The sequence below is a fragment of the Novosphingobium sp. genome (assembly GCF_032093395.1).
Taxonomy (GTDB): domain Bacteria; phylum Pseudomonadota; class Alphaproteobacteria; order Sphingomonadales; family Sphingomonadaceae; genus Novosphingobium.
In genome coordinates this window covers 1-16,053 of sequence record NZ_DAMDBA010000066.1, presented here as the reverse complement: position 1 = coordinate 16,053, position 16,053 = coordinate 1, and the positions used below count along the sequence as shown (strand labels likewise).

The 16,053-nt window shown below is 63.1% G+C and carries 15 protein-coding genes; 8 read left to right on the top strand and 7 right to left on the bottom strand.

What is annotated here, in order from left to right; genetic code table 11:
• Positions 1–183 precede the first annotated feature (183 nt).
• The 8 genes from ilvB (at position 184) to RT424_RS18395 (ending at position 8,526) form a co-directional block, all read left to right on the top strand.
• Complete coding sequence (ilvB, locus tag RT424_RS18430; RefSeq protein ID WP_313441178.1) at positions 184–1,926, top strand: biosynthetic-type acetolactate synthase large subunit; 1,743 nt, start codon at positions 184–186, stop codon at positions 1,924–1,926.
• 29 nt (positions 1,927–1,955) lie between these two features.
• The gene (gene ilvN / locus RT424_RS18425) at positions 1,956–2,474 is read left to right on the top strand and encodes an acetolactate synthase small subunit (RefSeq protein ID WP_054441698.1); all 519 of its coding nucleotides are present in this window, start codon (positions 1,956–1,958) and stop codon (positions 2,472–2,474) included.
• A gap of 150 nt (positions 2,475–2,624) precedes the next feature.
• Positions 2,625–3,644: a ketol-acid reductoisomerase gene (ilvC, locus tag RT424_RS18420; RefSeq protein ID WP_054441697.1), complete on the top strand. Its 1,020-nt coding sequence runs from the start codon at positions 2,625–2,627 to the stop codon at positions 3,642–3,644.
• A gap of 93 nt (positions 3,645–3,737) precedes the next feature.
• Positions 3,738–4,403, top strand: a complete 666-nt coding sequence (locus RT424_RS18415) for a YceI family protein (RefSeq protein WP_313441172.1) — start codon at positions 3,738–3,740, stop codon at positions 4,401–4,403.
• Positions 4,404–4,472: 69 nt separating this feature from the next.
• Positions 4,473–4,805 carry an I78 family peptidase inhibitor gene (locus RT424_RS18410; protein ID WP_313441170.1) on the top strand — a complete coding sequence of 111 codons (333 nt, stop codon included), beginning with the start codon at positions 4,473–4,475 and terminating at the stop codon, positions 4,803–4,805.
• A gap of 76 nt (positions 4,806–4,881) precedes the next feature.
• Entirely contained in the window at positions 4,882–5,511 is a 630-nt protein-coding gene (locus RT424_RS18405) for a TMEM175 family protein (protein ID WP_313441168.1), read from the top strand.
• A gap of 259 nt (positions 5,512–5,770) precedes the next feature.
• Positions 5,771–7,447, top strand: coding sequence for a 2-isopropylmalate synthase (gene leuA / locus RT424_RS18400; protein WP_313441166.1), 1,677 nt, complete (start codon positions 5,771–5,773; stop codon positions 7,445–7,447).
• Between the two features lie 215 nt (positions 7,448–7,662).
• Complete coding sequence (locus tag RT424_RS18395; protein WP_313441164.1) at positions 7,663–8,526, top strand: diguanylate cyclase domain-containing protein; 864 nt, start codon at positions 7,663–7,665, stop codon at positions 8,524–8,526.
• Positions 8,527–8,600: 74 nt separating this feature from the next.
• Here the strand turns inward: RT424_RS18395 and RT424_RS18390 are convergent, their stop codons facing one another.
• From RT424_RS18390 to RT424_RS18360, 7 genes are all read right to left on the bottom strand, one after another.
• Entirely contained in the window at positions 8,601–10,007 is a 1,407-nt protein-coding gene (locus RT424_RS18390; protein WP_313441162.1) for a nitronate monooxygenase, read from the bottom strand.
• Between the two features lie 75 nt (positions 10,008–10,082).
• Positions 10,083–10,847, bottom strand: a complete 765-nt coding sequence (locus RT424_RS18385) for a class I SAM-dependent methyltransferase (protein WP_313441160.1) — start codon at positions 10,845–10,847, stop codon at positions 10,083–10,085.
• A gap of 65 nt (positions 10,848–10,912) precedes the next feature.
• Positions 10,913–12,040 (bottom strand): peptide chain release factor 2, encoded by a 1,128-nt coding sequence (gene prfB / locus RT424_RS18380; protein WP_313441158.1) that lies wholly within the window; start codon positions 12,038–12,040, stop codon positions 10,913–10,915.
• Positions 12,041–12,198: 158 nt separating this feature from the next.
• The gene (locus RT424_RS18375; RefSeq protein ID WP_313441156.1) at positions 12,199–12,741 is read right to left on the bottom strand and encodes a peroxiredoxin; all 543 of its coding nucleotides are present in this window, start codon (positions 12,739–12,741) and stop codon (positions 12,199–12,201) included.
• A gap of 74 nt (positions 12,742–12,815) precedes the next feature.
• Positions 12,816–13,046, bottom strand: a complete 231-nt coding sequence (locus RT424_RS18370) for a lipoyl domain-containing protein (RefSeq protein ID WP_313441154.1) — start codon at positions 13,044–13,046, stop codon at positions 12,816–12,818.
• Between the two features lie 160 nt (positions 13,047–13,206).
• On the bottom strand, positions 13,207–14,625 hold the full coding sequence (locus RT424_RS18365; protein ID WP_313441152.1) for an acyl-CoA reductase: 1,419 nt from the start codon (positions 14,623–14,625) through the stop codon (positions 13,207–13,209).
• Positions 14,622–15,950, bottom strand: coding sequence for a hypothetical protein (locus tag RT424_RS18360; protein ID WP_313441150.1), 1,329 nt, complete (start codon positions 15,948–15,950; stop codon positions 14,622–14,624). Before RT424_RS18360 ends, RT424_RS18365 begins: the two co-directional genes overlap by 4 nt.
• Positions 15,951–16,053 lie beyond the last annotated feature (103 nt).

Below are 16,053 nucleotides of genomic sequence, written 5' to 3'. Positions count from 1 at the left end.
TGAAAGTATGCGGGTAGGAGAGGGAGGACCCGGCATGGCACCTGCTGTGTCGGGTCGGTTTCATTATAGTTCGCCGCAAGGCGGATTGTGGTTTTTTGGTAATGCGCACTGCAAACGGCGCGCAATATTCGAAGGGCAGCCCTTCTCTCGGGAAACGCCCACGAATCGGTAAAGGAATGTGTTGTGACTGAAGAGCGCAGCGGCGCGAACATCCTGGTCGAAAGCCTGGTCAAGCAGGGAGTCGAATTCGTATTCGGCTATCCCGGCGGTGCCGTGCTACCGATCTACGATGCTCTATTCGGCGACGAGCGACTTCGGCACATCCTGGTCCGTCACGAAGCCGGCGCGGCACATGCCGCCGAAGGTTATGCGCGTTCCACCGGCAAGCCCGGCGTCGTGCTCGTCACCTCCGGTCCGGGCGCGACCAATGCCATCACCGGTATTGCCGACGCCTTCATGGATTCGATCCCGCTGGTCGTCATCACCGGACAGGTCCCCACGGCACTGATCGGCTCCGACGCTTTCCAGGAAGCGGACACGGTCGGTATCTCGCGCCACTGCACTAAGCATAATTACTTGGTGAAAGACCCGGCCGAGCTGGCCGGCATCATCGACGAGGCGTTCCAGATCGCCACCTCCGGCCGTCCCGGTCCGGTGCTGATCGACATCCCCAAGGACGTCCAGATCGCCAGCGCAGCCTGGAACGATGCGCCCGCCCAGCGCCGCCAGCGCTATTCCCCGCGCACGGAAGGCACCGCTGACGAAATCGCGCAGGCCGTCGAGATGATCGCCCGTGCCAAGGCGCCGGTGTTCTACACCGGCGGCGGCGTCATCAATTCGGGCCCCCGCGCCACCGCCCTGCTGCGCGAGCTTCAGGAAAAGATCGGCGCGCCCGTTACCTCGACGCTGATGGGCCTCGGCGCCTTCCCCGCCGATCATCCGGACTGGCTGGGCATGCTGGGCATGCACGGCACGTACGAAGCCAACTTCGCGATGAACCAGGCCGACCTGATCGTCTGCGTCGGTGCCCGCTTCGACGACCGCGTTACCGGCCGCCTCGACGCTTTCGCGCCGAACTCGAAGAAGATCCACATCGACATCGACCGCGCCTCGATCAACAAGACGGTGCGCGTCGACCTGCCGATCATCGGCGACTGCGCCACCGTGCTCGACCAGATCCTGACGCTCTGGGGCGAACGCAAGGGCCAGGACATTTCCGCGTGGAAGACCCGCGTCGAAGGCTGGCGCGGGAAGAAGAGCCTCTCCTTCCCGCTCTCGGACAAGGCCATCATGCCGCAGCTCGCGGTGCAGCGCCTGTTCGAACTGACCAAGGACAAAGACCCCGTCATCTCGACCGAAGTCGGCCAGCATCAGATGTGGGCAGCCCAGTATTTCCACTTCTTCGGCCCCAACAAGTGGCTGACCTCGGGCGGTCTCGGCACGATGGGCTACGGCCTGCCCGCCGCCATCGGCGCGCAGCTTGGCAACCCGGACAGCCTGGTCATCGATATCGCCGGCGACGCCTCGATCCAGATGAACATCCAGGAACTGGGCACCGCCACCCAGTATCGCCTGCCGGTGAAGATCTTCATCCTCAACAACGAGTGGATGGGCATGGTTCGCCAGTGGCAGGAGCTGACTTACGAGAGCCGCTTCTCGCAGTCCTATTCGGAAAGCCTGCCGGACTTCGTGAAGCTGGCCGAGGCCTATGGCTGGAAGGGCATCCGTATCGAGAACGAAAGCCAGCTCGATGCCGGCATCCAGGAAATGATCGACTACGACGGCCCCGTCATCGTCGACTGCCTGGTCGCCAAGGAATCGAACTGCTTCCCGATGATCCCCTCGGGCGCCGCACATACCGAAATGATCCTCTACGGCGACACCGTGGCCGGCACCATGGACGACGAAGCCAAGGCTCTGGTCTGAGAACGCGCGCAGGATCCGAAAGACATATCATGATGCACATCAAGCAAGAGGCCGAGGAACGCCACGTCCTCACCATCACCGTCGATAACGAAGCGGGCATTCTCGCCAAGATCGCCGGCCTGTTCACTGCGCGCGGCTACAACATCGACAGCCTTACCGTGGCCGACATCACCGAGAACCACGCGGTGAGCCGGATCACCATCGTTACCCACGGCCCGCCGAGCCAGATCGACCAGATCCACGCCCAGCTCGAACGCCTGGTGCCGGTGCACAAGGTGGTTGACCTGACCGAGGTAGGCCCCCACGTCGCGCGCGAACTGGCGCTCATCAAGGTGGCGGGCCTGGGCGAAAAGCGCGTCGAGGCGCTGCGTCTGGCCGACATTTTCCGCGCCAAGGCGGTGGACACGACCACCGGCAGCTTCATCTTCGAACTGACCGGCGCGCCGGACAAGATCGATACGTTCGTGCAGCTGATGCGCGACCTCGGCCTCGTCGAAGTCGGCCGTACCGGGATCGTCGCGATGATCCGCGGGCCGCACGAAGCTTAATAACGAATCCGTCGTCCCGGACCCGATCCGGGACCGCTGGCCGGGCCCACCCACTTCTCGGACAAGCCCGGCCTAAAGACAGGCACCGATCCCGGATCCCCCGCCTTCGCGAGGGCAAGCACGTCCGGGATGACGAATAAGGAAAGACAAATGAAGGTCTATTACGACGCCGATTGCGACATCAACCTGATCACCGAGAAGAAGGTCGCGATCCTCGGCTACGGCAGCCAGGGCCACGCCCACGCGCAGAACCTGCGCGACTCGGGTGTCAAGGAAGTCGCCATCGCGCTTCGTCCGGGTTCGCCGTCCGCCAAGAAGGCCGAAGGCGCCGGCTTCAAGGTGCTCGCCAACGCCGAAGCGGCCGCATGGGCCGACGTGCTGATGATCCTGGCGCCCGACGAGCACCAGGCCGCGATCTACGCCGCCGACATCCATGAGAACCTGAAGCCCGGCGCGGCGCTGGCCTTCGCCCACGGCCTCAACGTCCACTTCGGCCTGATCGAACCCCGCGCCGACATCGACGTGATCATGATCGCGCCGAAGGGCCCGGGTCACACCGTTCGCGGCGAATACGTCAAGGGTGGCGGCGTGCCGTGCCTCGTCGCGATCCACCAGGACGTGACCGGCAATGCACAGGACGTCGCGCTTGCTTACGCTTCGGGCGTCGGCGGCGGCCGTTCGGGCATCATCGAGACCAACTTCCGCGAAGAATGCGAAACCGACCTGTTCGGTGAGCAGGCCGTGCTCTGCGGCGGCACCACCGCGCTGGTCCAGGCCGGCTTCGAAACGCTGGTGGAAGCCGGCTACGCGCCGGAAATGGCCTATTTCGAATGCCTCCACGAGCTGAAGCTGATCGTCGACCTGATGTATGAAGGCGGCATCGCCAACATGCGCTACTCGATCTCGAACACCGCCGAATACGGCGACATCAAGACCGGTCCGCGCATCATCACCGAAGAGACCAAGAAGGAAATGAAGCGCGTTCTGGAAGACATCCAGTCGGGCCGTTTCGTGAAGGACTTCGTGCTCGACAACCGCGCCGGCCAGCCGGAACTGAAGGCCTCGCGCATCGCCGCCAAGCGTCACCCGATCGAGGAGACCGGCTCGAAGCTGCGCGCCATGATGCCCTGGATCGGCGCCAACGCCCTGGTGGACAAGGCGAAGAACTGAACAAGAAACTGATTTCCCTGACGCATTTTCGCGTTTGACGGAATTGGAGAGGCGGCGCAGAAATGCGCCGCCTCTTTTCTTTGGAGCAGACCCATGCGCGCCACGCCTATCGCTCTCATCCTTGCCGCCGCCGCCCTGGCCGCTCCCGTCATCGCCCAGCCCGGTCCGGGCGGGCCCGGTAGTGGTGGGGGCGGTGGTCGTGAGCGCATGGAAATGCTGCGCGGCTCGGGAACCCCGGCCGACGTCAAGGCCGGCACTTACGTCATCGAGCCTGCCCACACCCAAGTCACCTTCAGCGTCTCGCACATGGGCATCTCGCCTTTCGCCGGCACTTTCTCGGGCGGTAGCGGTTCGCTGACCCTGGACCCCGCCAAGCTGTCCGCGACCAAGCTCAGCGTCACCGTTCCGGTCACCTCGGTCCAGACCACCAGCGACAAGCTCACCGAAGAACTGCGCAGCGCCGACTGGCTGGACGCCGCCAAGTTCCCCACCGCCACCTTCGTCGCCTCCTCGGTCACGCCGCGTGGACCGGATTCCGCCTCGATCGACGGCACCCTCACGCTGCACGGCGTCAGCAAGCCGGTCACGATAATGGCCCGATTCTTCGGCGCCGCGCAGAACCCGATGAGCAAGAAGGATTCGATCGGCTTCATCGGACGCGCGCTCATCAAGCGCTCGGAATTCGGCGTGACGAAATACGTCCCGATGGTCTCCGACGAGACCGTGCTGGTCATCAACGCCGCCTTCGAAAAGCAGTAAGGCTCTCTCAGGCGCCGTTCAGGGTTCCGGCCCAAGAACGGCGCCGTGACATCACGACAGGAGATCGGCATGACCAACAGACTGACCACGCGTCTCGCGCCTGCCCTCACGCTGGTGGCGGCGATCGTCGCCCTTTCGGCCTGCTCCAGCACCGGGAACGACAACGTGGCTGAAACGCCTCCCCCGCCTTCGATGGAGCCCAGCTGCGGCGCGGACCAACTGGCTTCCTATGTAGGCCAGCCCGCCAGCGACGAAGTGATCGCCAAGATCACCGCGTGGCGCGGCGACAAGCCGATGCGGGTGATCAAGCCCGGCATGGCCGTTACGATGGACTACCGGCCCGATCGCCTGAACGTACAGGTCGACGATAATGGCAATATCAAGGGCTTCAACTGCACCTGACCGCTTGATCCGGGCGCCCCTCTCCGCCAAGCGTCGTTGCTGGATCGTAACAGCTGGATCGTAGCAGGGGCCCCGGATGACAGAACAAGGCGACATCGCGCGCGAAGACAGCCTTACCCGCGTGGAGGCGTTCTCGGACGGCGTACTGGCGATCATCATCACCATCATGGTGCTGGAACTGAAGACGCCCGTGGCCGAGGGGTTGACGGCGCTCTGGCCACTTTGGCCGATCTTCATCGCCTATGTGCTCAGCTATGCTTATGTTGCGATCTATTGGGTGAACCATCACCGCCTGCTCGGCCATGCCCGCGTGGTGACGAGCGGTTTGCTGTGGTCGAACATGCTGCTGCTTTTCACCCTGTCGCTGATCCCCTTCTCCACCGCCTACCTCGGCGAGCATCACTTCAGCCGCGAGGCGACGCTGCTCTATCTGGTGACGATGCTGACGCCCGCCCTCGCCTACGTTCTGCTGCAAGGGCGGGTGGCGGCTACGGGCACGCAGACGGTGGCCAGCCGCCGCTACCACAAGGCCTCGCACCGCAAGGGGCTTGCGGCCTCGGCCGTATACGCCCTCGGCATTCCGCTGACTTTCGCGTCTCCCTGGCTCGGGATCGCCTGTGCCGCGCTCGTCGCGGTGTTCTGGATGTTGCCATGGAGCGTGCTCGATCGGCTGTTCCTCGATCGGGTTCCCCCCGCCGGCAGCTGATCGGCAATATCCTTGCGCGCGTCGCAGCATGCCGCGCAAGAACGGGGCCCTTTTCGCTTTACATCAGGTTCCCGAATGCGCATAGGCTGCCGCAATGAACCTTCTTCTAGGCCTTACCCTGCGACTTACCCGCCCTTGGGCGTGAGGTGACGCGTCGGTCCTGCGGCGCGCTCGGCGCTCAAGGGGACCCGGAAAGACCGGCCTGATCTGGACCGGCAAGCCTTTAAATCGAAGAAGTTTTTTCCGAGCGAGATTACCCATGACCATGCTGCAAGACCCCTCGGTCAAGTACCGCCCCTTCCCGCAGATCGACCTGCCGAATCGCCAGTGGCCCTCGCAGGTCATCACCAAGGCGCCGCGCTGGCTCTCCACCGATTTGCGCGACGGCAACCAAGCGCTGATCGACCCGATGGGCGCGGAAAAGAAGAACCGCTTCTTCGACCTGCTGGTCAAGGTCGGCCTCAAGGAAATCGAAGTCGGCTTCCCTAGCGCGGGTGCGACCGAGTTCGACTTCATCAACGGTCTGGTCAAGGACGACCGTATCCCGGAAGATGTGTTGGTCCAGGTGCTGACCCAGTCGCGCGAAGACCTGATCACCCGCTCTTTCGAGAGCCTGGAAGGCGTTCACGCCGCGATCGTCCACCTCTACAACGCGGTGTCGCCGCTGTGGCGCAATGTCGTGTTCGGCATGGAAAAGCACGAGATCAAGGGCATCGCGACGGGCGGCGCCAAGATCCTGCGCGACCAGGCGGCGAAGTATCCGGGCACCAAATGGCAATTCGAATACTCGCCCGAAACGTTTTCGACTGCCGAACTCGATTTCTCGATCGAGGTCTGCGAGGCGGTGATGGACATTCTCCAGCCGACGCCGGAAAACCCGATCATTCTCAACCTGCCGGCCACGGTCGAGGCGGCAACGCCCAACGTCTATGCCGACCAGATCGAGTATTTCTGCCGCAACCTGCCGAACCGCGAATCGGCGGTAATCTCGCTGCACACCCATAACGATCGCGGCACCGGCGTCGCCGCCGCCGAGCTGGGGCTGATGGCCGGCGCCGATCGCGTCGAGGGCTGCCTGTTCGGCAATGGCGAGCGCACCGGCAATTGCTGCCTCGTTACCGTGGCGATGAACATGTACACGCAGGGCGTCTCGCCCGGCCTCGACTTCTCGGACATCGACGAGGTGATCCAGACCGTCGAATACTGCAACCAGCTCAAGGTCGCGGAACGCCACCCCTACGGCGGCGAACTGGTGTTCACCGCGTTTTCCGGCAGCCATCAGGATGCGATCAAGAAGGGCTTCGCCGCGCAGGAAAAGCGCAACGACGAAATCTGGGCCGTGCCCTATCTGCCGATCGATCCGGCCGACCTGGGCCGCGACTACGAGGCGGTGATCCGCGTCAATTCGCAGTCCGGCAAGGGCGGGTTCGCCTGGGTGATCGAGCAGGACCAAGGCCTGAAGCTGCCCAAGCGGATGCAGGCGCATTTCTCGAAGCACGTTCAGGAACTGGCGGACGAGCTGGGCCGTGAACTCCAGGCGGCGGATATCTGGGACGTGTTCCGCAAAGCCTACCGCATCGACGATCCGCAGCATTTCCAGTTGATCGACTGGGAAGAGGCCAAGGCCGCCGACGGCACCCGCGTCTTCGCCGGCAAGATCGGCGTGGACGGCAAGGAACAATCGGTTTCAGGCCGGGGCAACGGGTTGATATCCTCGGTCGCCGCCACGCTGGCGGAGAGCTTCGGCGTCACCCTCGACGTGCGCGACTATGCCGAGCACTCGATGGGCAAGCACACCGATGCCCGCGCCGCTGCCTACGTCGAATGCGTGACGCCGGACGGCCGCGTCGTCTGGGGCGTCGGCATCGACGAGGACGTGGCCACCGCCAGTGTCCGCGCCGTGCTTAGCGCCGGCAATGCAGTGCGCGCCGCCTGAGAATCGTCCAAGGGCGACAAGCTCGATGAAATCGATTGAGGCGAGGGTCATTTCGGCCCTCGCCTTTTTCATGTGTGCACTGCGAACAGTGTGACACGGCCGATCATGACACGCGCACGACTCACCTTGCGTACGCAAATTAACGAGGTTTTTTAAGGAACCGTTTACGGACGCCGCCAATTTTCCCGGCAAATCCAATAGGAACGGGGATGCCTATGCAGTTCTACCTTGCGACGTCCTTTATCTTTCCGCGATCGCTGCGACTGAGGTTGTTCGCCCTCTGCTTTGTCGCAACGCACCTTCCCTTGCTCGGCTATTGCGCCTGGGGGCTGTCGACCGGACGAATAGCGCTTTTCGAATTCGTGCTTCTCACTCTGGCGACGGTGATCGGCACGGGTTTGGCGCTGTTCGGCATTGGCGCCTTGCTGAACCCGATCCACGCCCTAGCCGACGCCCTCAATCACAGCGACGAGGACGGCACCGCCCTTCCCGAGGTGGGCGACGTGATCCAGACACTCTACGCCGGCGTTCACCGCGCCGCCACGGCCACGCGCGCGCAGATGGAAGACCTCACCATCGCGGCGCTTGAAGACCCGCTGACCGGAATCGCCAATCGACGCGGCTTTCTGGAAAAGCTCGACGCCTTGCCGGGCGACCAGCGCCGAGGTTGCGTCGCCATCGTCGACATCGACTTCTTCAAGCAGGTCAACGACAAGCTCGGCCACGACGAAGGCGACCGTGTGCTCTGCGCCTTCGCGGACCGGCTTTCCTCGCAGATCCGCCGCGCCGACATGGTTGCCCGCTGGGGTGGCGAGGAGTTCGCCATCCTTTTCCATGAATGCATAGAAGACGAGGCGGACTGGACGCTTGCCCGTATCGCTGCACGCATGCGCGAGGAACCGATCGGGACGGTGGAGGGGCGCCCTATCACGTTCTCGGCAGGCCTGTGCTGCTGGAACGGCGAGGATATCGAAGCCGCGCTGCACCTCGCAGACGAGGCGCTTTACGAGGCGAAGCGCTCCGGACGCGATTGCATCTGCCGCGCCCTTCCCGCAGACGCTCGGCAAACCGCAGAATAGCAGACCACTAAGAGAGGCACGAAAAAGGGCGGCCTTGCGGGCCGCCCTTTTCATTAACTGCGATGTTCTCGCGATCAGTCGCCGGTCAGGATACGATCGACCAGTTCCTTAACCGTCGGCGTAAAGCCGTTGGAGTAGAACGGATCCTGCTTGAACTTGTATGCGGCGTGGCCCGCAAACATCAGGTTCTCGTCGATAGGGCCGCCATGGGCGATGTCCTGAAGCGTCTTCTGGATGCAGAAGCTGCGCGGATCGGCAAGACGACCGGTCGTGTAATCGTCATGGTCCTTCCACGACGAGAATCCGCAGTGCGACAGGCAGCCCATGCAGTCTGCCTGGTCCTTGCGGATTTCATCACGCTCAGGCGGATTCACGAAAATGATCGTGTCGTCGGGCGTGCGCAGACCATCGGTGAAACCCTGAGCGGACCACGAACGGGCGCGATCGAGATCCTTCGGGGCGACCCAGAAGTTCTTGCCCTTCACGCCGACGTCGAGACGCACGGTGTGCTCTCCGGCCTCGACCTTCGAGTAGGGAATCTGGCGCTCCGAACGCGCTTCGAGATTGCGCAGGAACGGATTGCGCACGGCCGAGGAATAAAAGCCGGTCGGCGAGAAACGGTGCAGCAGCACATCGCCCGGTTCCAGCGTACGAAGATGGTCCTTCCACGCCTGCGGGATAGGACTTTCATGCGTCAGCAGCGGACGCGTGCCGTATTGGAAGGCGATCGAACCGAGTTCCGGATTGTCGATCCAGTTTTCCCAGTCGCGCAGGAACCACACGCCGCCCGCCATGACGATCGGCACGCTGTCGGCAATGCCTTCGGCCCGCATCGTGTCGCGCAGCGCCTTGACGCGGGGATAGGGATCTTCCGGCTTGAGCGGATCTTCGGCGTTCGACAGGCCGTTATGGCCACCGGCCAGCCAGGGATCCTCGTAGACCACCGCGCCCAGTAGATCGGGTACCTTGTGATAGGCGCGCTTCCACAGCGCGCGGAACGCGCGGCCGGAGCTGACGATGGGCAGGTAGTTGACGTTGAAGCGCGCGGCGATCTCGGACAGCTTGTAGGGCATGCCTGCGCCGCAGGTGACACCCGTCACCATGCCGCGGGTCTGCTCCAGCACGCCCTCGAGGATGGTCTGGGCGCCGCCCATTTCCCAAAGGACGTTGATGTTGATCGCGCCCTGGCCGTTCGAGATTTCGTAGGCCCGGCGAACCTGTTCCACCGCGCCGTCGATGGCGTAGTCGATCAGTTCCTGGTGTCGTTCCTTGCGCGTCAGGGCATTGTAGACCTGCGGGACGATCTTGCCCTCGGCATCGTAGCTGTCGGCATTCACGGCGCTGACCGTGCCGATGCCCCCGGCCGCAGCCCAGGCGCCCGAGCTCATGTGATTGGTCGCGGCAACGCCCTTGCCGCCCTCGACGAGCGGCCAGACTTCGCGTCCACCATAGACAATCGGCTTGAGACCCTTGAAACCCATCTTCTCTTTCGTCTTTCCCCCGGCGCAAGGCGCGCTGGTTCAGCGGCCCTGTATACGCCCTGTGCTACTGACGCACTACTTTTGCGTCATGGTGTTGCCGGATATCCGGCAAGGTACGATGTTTTCCGGCTCCGGCCTCGGACCGGCGGCCTCGAACTGTGCGTAGTAGCCTTGGAGTTCCGGCTTACGGACAAATTCCGTCAAGCGAAAGCCCATGGACGCAAATTCGCAGAAAAGCAGTTGCGGCGGAATGCCGTGGCTGTCGCTGGCGCGATCGACGTCGACCACCACTACGCGCCCCTTATCGCGCAGGGCGGGGCGCAAGTGCCAGAGGAACGCATATGGCTCGGTGACTTCGTGGTACATGTGCACCAGGAAGACCCGGTCGAAGCTGTTTTCCGGCAGCTTGGGATCGTCCGGCGTGCCCAGCTTGATCGAAACGTTTTCGAGTTCCTCGCGCATGACGCGATTGCCCAGCCGTTCGTTCGCCTCGCGATCGATGTCTTCGGCCAGCACGCGCCCCTTAGTCCCTACGCGCTGGGCCAGGCGAACCGTGTAATACCCCTCGCCGGCGCCGAGATCCGCCACGCTCATGCCGGGCTCGATCTTGGCAAGGTCCATGACGACCTGCGCCTCGTTCAGACTGTCGCGCTGAACCTCGCTGCCGACCGCACCGTCGGGCGTTCGCGAAACCGGCCGGTCCGCCACGGGAAAGGCACGGGCGCTCTCGGGACGCGATTCGTCCACCGGCTCGCGATGGCAGGCGCCAAGCGTCAAGCCGATCGCCAGCATCGACGCTAACGCGCCGGTACGACAGGGAAGGCGGAAGGACAAGCGCATGCGGCCCTTTAGCGGTTCGCCCCCCGCTTGGCAAAGTCCTGCCCGGCGGAGAGCCTTGCGCGACGTCAGTCGACGTCTTCCACTTCGACCTTCTCGCCCGTCACACGCTGCGAAAGCGCGGCGGCCATGAAGGGATCCAGGGCCCCGTCCAAAACGTCACCCGGAGCGGTGGAGACCACGCCGGTGCGCAAGTCCTTCACCTGCTGATAGGGCTGAAGCACATAGGAACGGATCTGGTGACCCCAGCCGATGTCGCTCTTGCTGGCGTGTTCCGCGCTGGCCGCTTCTTCGCGCTTGCGCATCTCTTCCTCGAAGAGTCGCGCCTTGAGCATGCCCATCGCGATTTCGCGGTTCTTGTGCTGCGAACGGTCGATCTGGCTCGCCACGACGATGCCCGAAGGACCGTGGGTGATGCGCACCGCCGAGTCGGTGGTGTTGACGTGCTGACCGCCCGCGCCCGAAGCGCGATAGGTATCGATCTTCAGGTCCGCCGGATTGATGTCGATCTCGAAGCTGTCGTCGATCACCGGGTAGACCCAGACCGACGAGAAGCTGGTGTGGCGGCGCGCGGAGCTGTCGTAGGGGCTGATGCGGACCAGGCGATGGACGCCGCTTTCGGTCTTGGCATAGCCGTAGGCGTTCTCACCCTTGATCAGCAGGGTGCAGCTCTTGATGCCCGCGGCTTCACCGGCGTGATAGTCCACCAGTTCGACCTTGTAGCCGTGACGCTCCGCCCAGCGCGTGTACATGCGCTGGAGCATCTCGGCCCAGTCCTGGCTTTCGGTGCCGCCGGCGCCGGCATGGACTTCGAGGTAGGTGTCGTTGGCGTCCGCCTCTCCGGAGAGCAGCGCGGTGACCTTGTCCTGGTCTGCACGGTCGGCCAGAGCGGCGAGCGCGGCGATACCTTCGTTGATGGTATCCTCGTCGCCTTCCATCTCGCCCAGTTCCACGAACTCGACGGCGTCCTGCATCTCGCGGCCGATGTCGTTCACGGCGCTGATCGCCGCTTCCAGACGGCGGCGTTCCTTCATGACCGCTTCGGCTTCCTTGGGTTTATCCCAGAGCGTGGGGTCTTCGACGCGCGCGTTCAACTCGTCGAACCGGCGCAAGGCGCGGTCCCAGTCGAGGAACTTGCGGACCAGCGCGAGGGCCTTTTCGATACGCGCAATGTGGGCCTGCCCTTCGGCACGCATGACTTGAAACTCCCAAGAAGCGACAGCGCGCGCATAGCGCAGCGACGGCATATGTAAAGCACGCGCGAAATCTCGCGCGGGGAAACGGCGCTTCTACCCGCCAAGGCGGCACTTGTTCAAGGCAGGAAGTGCACCCTGCCCCCACCCTGTACCGCCTGTCAGCCTTTGAGCTTCTTCACGGCCTCAAGCGTGAGCTTCACATGATCGCGATAGTCGAGTTCCGAGTGGACCATCACGATTCGGCCATCCTGCGCGATGACGTAGCTGGTGCGGTCGGTCATGCCAGCTGGGACGCCCTGCCGTTTCAAGGCGACGTCATAGGCCTTGGTGATGGCCGGCGTGGCGACGGCGACCGCGAACTTGTCCCGACAGGCCTCGGTCGAGAACTTCTGAAGCGTTGGCAGATCGTCGGCTGACATGCCGACGACGCTCGCTCCGAGCTTGGCGAAATCGTCCGTCGCATCGGCGAAGGCGTGCGCTTCGAGCGTGCAGCCCTGGGTAAAGGCCTTGGGATAGAAGTAGAGGACGACCGGCCCCTTCTTCAACGCAGCCTTGAGATCGAATGCCAGGACCTTACCGCCCTTGGCGCCCTGCGTGGAGAAGGCGGGCGCCTTCGCACCTACCGGCAAGGCGGCGTGGGCGGCACCGGCAGAAACAGCGAGGGCGAGAGCCGCAAAAGCGGTGGGCAGGTTTTTGCGCATGGACGCCAATCTGGACTTCGGGAGGAGGCCTGTCCAGCCTCTTCCCCCGCCTGCCATTCCCTTATTCCGCCCGCTTATTCGATATAGCCGAGCACCGTGCCGACTTCATAGGTTTCGCCCACGGCGGCAACGATCCGCAGCGTTCCCGATGCCGGCGCCTCGACCTCGTTGGTGGACTTGTCCGCCTCAAGCGAAAACAGGGGCTCGCCTTCATTGACTGCCGCGCCATCCGCGATCAGCCATTCGGCCACCTGGCCTTCTTGCATGGAGAAACCGATTTTCGGGAGCAGGATTTCAACGGCCATGGTAGTTTCAGTCCTTCAGCTTTCCGTGCGGCCGAGGCTTCCGCCCCACCTCCGCACCTTGCCATTCTGACTAAAGGAAGCTGCGAGGCAGGCAAGCAGCCCGCCCCGCTATCCGCGAGGGCGATATGAACCGCCCAAAACGGCCTGCTAACCCGGCCTGCTATCCCAATCGGCCATCCTCGTGCGCCATCCAGTGAACGAAGCGATGCAGCGGGTACATCGCGTCATGCGGATTGCCGATCGTGGACGGCCCCGCCTCTCCCAGATGAACCACGCGCTGGGCTCCACCGGCAGCCAGCCGGTCCCGATATTCCGCCATGCGATCGAACGGATAGAAGCCTACCGTTTGCGTGGCGACGTTGATCCACTTCACGGCATCGTCCAGACTATCGACGCGAACGACATTCGCGGTCTTGTTGATCGGGTGAAAATCGACCGGCTCCTCGGAGCGGATGACCAGGCCCTTGCCGTCCGTTCGCCCCCAAACGCCATAGTCGTCATCCATCAGCACCATGGTATCGACCGCTTCGCGCATGTCGCGATCGAGCGGGCGGACATCGCCGCTTTCGGCCGCACGACGCGCGATGTGGTGGTACAGACGCTCGCAGAAGCGATCCACTTCCGCTTGCCCGCCCTCCACGAACTGGAAGCGGCTGGCGACGCAAGCCTCCTGGTTCAACGTCATGACATCCGTCGAGCACAGATCCGCAACCCGATCCAGGATTTCCTCGTCCGCAAGCGCTTCGCGGCCGATGAACGAGATAGAGGTTTTCGGGTCGAAGGAAACGAGCTGAAATCCCGGACCTATATATTTGATAACGTTGTTTATTGCATCACCACCGCCCCAGGCGACGATCTTGTCGAAATACTGCGGACGGTAAAGCACGCGCTCGGTCGCGTCGTCCCCGCCACGCCAATAGACCGCAGACATGGACCGCACGATCGGATGGTTCGCATCGATATCCGCCATCGTCCGCAGGATGGCGACCATGGTGAAGGGGTCGGCGCTGCTCATCTTGAACAGGTTTACGCCCTTGACCATCGCGCCCTGCGCCACCGACTTCACCGCCACGCCCGGCGAGTTGCCCGGCAGGACATGGATGAGGCGCGGCGCAAAAGCCCGCACGAAGCTCTTGCGACCGGTGAAGTCCTCCTTCGGCACCCATTCATCCAGAGCGCGCGGGTCGGGGAAGTTCTGTTCGACTTCCGCCAGGAGCACGCGCTTGTCGAGATAGGCGGCAGCATGGCGCGCGGTGTTCTCCACCACGGCGCGCGGCAGGATATGGGTGCGACACATCCTCTCAATGCACTGCTGCATATGGTCGTTGTCAGAGGCTGTCAGGCGCTGGCCGGTCTCGACCAGCAAATCGACGATCTCCGCCAGCGGCACGTTCAGCAGCGGCGGCACTTCGCTGCGGGGTGGCACCGCGCGATCGAACGGTATCCGGGGCGTAGCGAAAGTCACGCCCAGATCGCGAGACGTCTGGATCACCTCCGTGCCATGCAACACCTCTCCGCGAAGAAAGAACGGAGCGGAGACGATTTCCTGAGTTTCAGTGACTTCAGAGACGGAGTTCATGCCACACCTCGCACGTAAGCGTCGACGGTACCCGCGCAGCCGATCTTGTCGTCGCCTTCCAGATCCGCATAGCGCGCGATGTCGTCCCGGATCGAAGGGCCGTGGTTGCCGCAGGCGCAAGTGCCGTAATCGAGCGAAATCCTGTCACCCGTGATCACCCCGCCCCAGCGCCCATCAAGCGAGAGATCGAAGAACGCGGCGCGGCCTTCCCGCTCTCCCGCGCGATAATCGAGCGCGGCTTCCGCAAGATTGTCACCGGACTTGTCGAGCAACACCGGCACGACCCATGGCGGTACGTGATAGCGCCCGCCCTCCCGGCACTTCGGCATCCCGGAATTGAGCTCCTGCATGGAATAGTTCTGGAAGTGGCGATCCTCGGGAATGTTGAAGGTATCGAAGACATAGTCCTGATAATCATCAGGAAGTTGCGCGCGCTTCAATCCACCACCGACGTAGATTGAATTGTCCGGATCAAAATCCTCACGGCCGTAGCCCGCATCACGCACAGCTTTGGCAACTTGCCAGAGCCCGCTCCACAGGCCCGATAGCTGGAGCTTGCGATGACGGTTATCGATGATGAACTGCGCAGTGGCCGGGATAGCGTCGGCCACGGCCTTGGCGCGATTTGCCGAGGTTTCCTCAAAGGCGGCTATCTCATCGGGACGGGCAGTGCCGTCAGCGATCTTCTTGCGCATGACGACCATCGAGGTCAGCGAACCGACGGTGATCGGCGGCACCGGATAATGCCAACGCGGTGCGGAAGGATCCGCGAAAGCCTCGTACTGCGCCTGTGCGATCGTGGCATTCTTCGGCACGGTCGCCACCGGGGCGCAGCCTACGATCACCCTATCCTGCGACGGCGTCACGCCCGAACCCCAGGCGAAGACATTGACCGTGTCTACCTTCGACCAGTCCATATCCTTCCGCGAGGCGATCAGCATGGCTGACTTCCCGGTGGTTCCGCTTGAGCACGAGATGAAGTGGCCCAGAGCCGCCAGCCGCTCGATCCATTCGTCGATCCCCTCGATGCCGGCAAGGTCCATACCTTCGATCGGATAGGGCGAAATCGTACCGAGCCACTTGGTCAGCTTGTCCCAGCGCTCCTCCATGAGGAAGCTCTCCGGATAGGACTTGTATGCCGTGTGCGGAAACAGCAGCGGGACGATGTCGGCAATGGACTTCACCTTATCGATCGCGGCGTCACGGGCACGCAGGCTCAGCAGCTTTATCCGATCCTTTCGCTCCTGGAACCGCTCGTCCAACGCAGCCACCTGCGCCTCGCGCAAATCCTCCGCACTGAAGGTGAACCTCTGAGGATTATCCACCAAGCTCAAAAGTTTATCGGCACTAACTCCCATCAGATTTCTCCCGCGATCGCCATTCGTCCCGTCTTCGATGGACAAGTCCAAACGACTCGATTAATAGCAT

Bases quoted from the DNA above. Each gene is read 5' to 3' on its own strand.
- ilvN (WP_054441698.1), top strand. From the start codon at position 1,956: ATGATGCACATCAAGCAAGAGGCCGAGGAACGCCACGTCCTCACCATC.
- ilvC (WP_054441697.1), top strand. From the start codon at position 2,625: ATGAAGGTCTATTACGACGCCGATTGCGACATCAACCTGATCACCGAG.
- RT424_RS18415 (WP_313441172.1), top strand. From the start codon at position 3,738: ATGCGCGCCACGCCTATCGCTCTCATCCTTGCCGCCGCCGCCCTGGCC.
- RT424_RS18410 (WP_313441170.1), top strand. From the start codon at position 4,473: ATGACCAACAGACTGACCACGCGTCTCGCGCCTGCCCTCACGCTGGTG.
- RT424_RS18405 (WP_313441168.1), top strand. From the start codon at position 4,882: ATGACAGAACAAGGCGACATCGCGCGCGAAGACAGCCTTACCCGCGTG.
- leuA (WP_313441166.1), top strand. From the start codon at position 5,771: ATGACCATGCTGCAAGACCCCTCGGTCAAGTACCGCCCCTTCCCGCAG.
- RT424_RS18395 (WP_313441164.1), top strand. From the start codon at position 7,663: ATGCAGTTCTACCTTGCGACGTCCTTTATCTTTCCGCGATCGCTGCGA.
- RT424_RS18390 (WP_313441162.1), bottom strand. From the start codon at position 10,007: ATGGGTTTCAAGGGTCTCAAGCCGATTGTCTATGGTGGACGCGAAGTC.
- RT424_RS18385 (WP_313441160.1), bottom strand. From the start codon at position 10,847: ATGCGCTTGTCCTTCCGCCTTCCCTGTCGTACCGGCGCGTTAGCGTCG.
- prfB (WP_313441158.1), bottom strand. From the start codon at position 12,040: ATGCGTGCCGAAGGGCAGGCCCACATTGCGCGTATCGAAAAGGCCCTC.
- RT424_RS18375 (WP_313441156.1), bottom strand. From the start codon at position 12,741: ATGCGCAAAAACCTGCCCACCGCTTTTGCGGCTCTCGCCCTCGCTGTT.
- RT424_RS18370 (WP_313441154.1), bottom strand. From the start codon at position 13,046: ATGGCCGTTGAAATCCTGCTCCCGAAAATCGGTTTCTCCATGCAAGAA.
- RT424_RS18365 (WP_313441152.1), bottom strand. From the start codon at position 14,625: ATGAACTCCGTCTCTGAAGTCACTGAAACTCAGGAAATCGTCTCCGCT.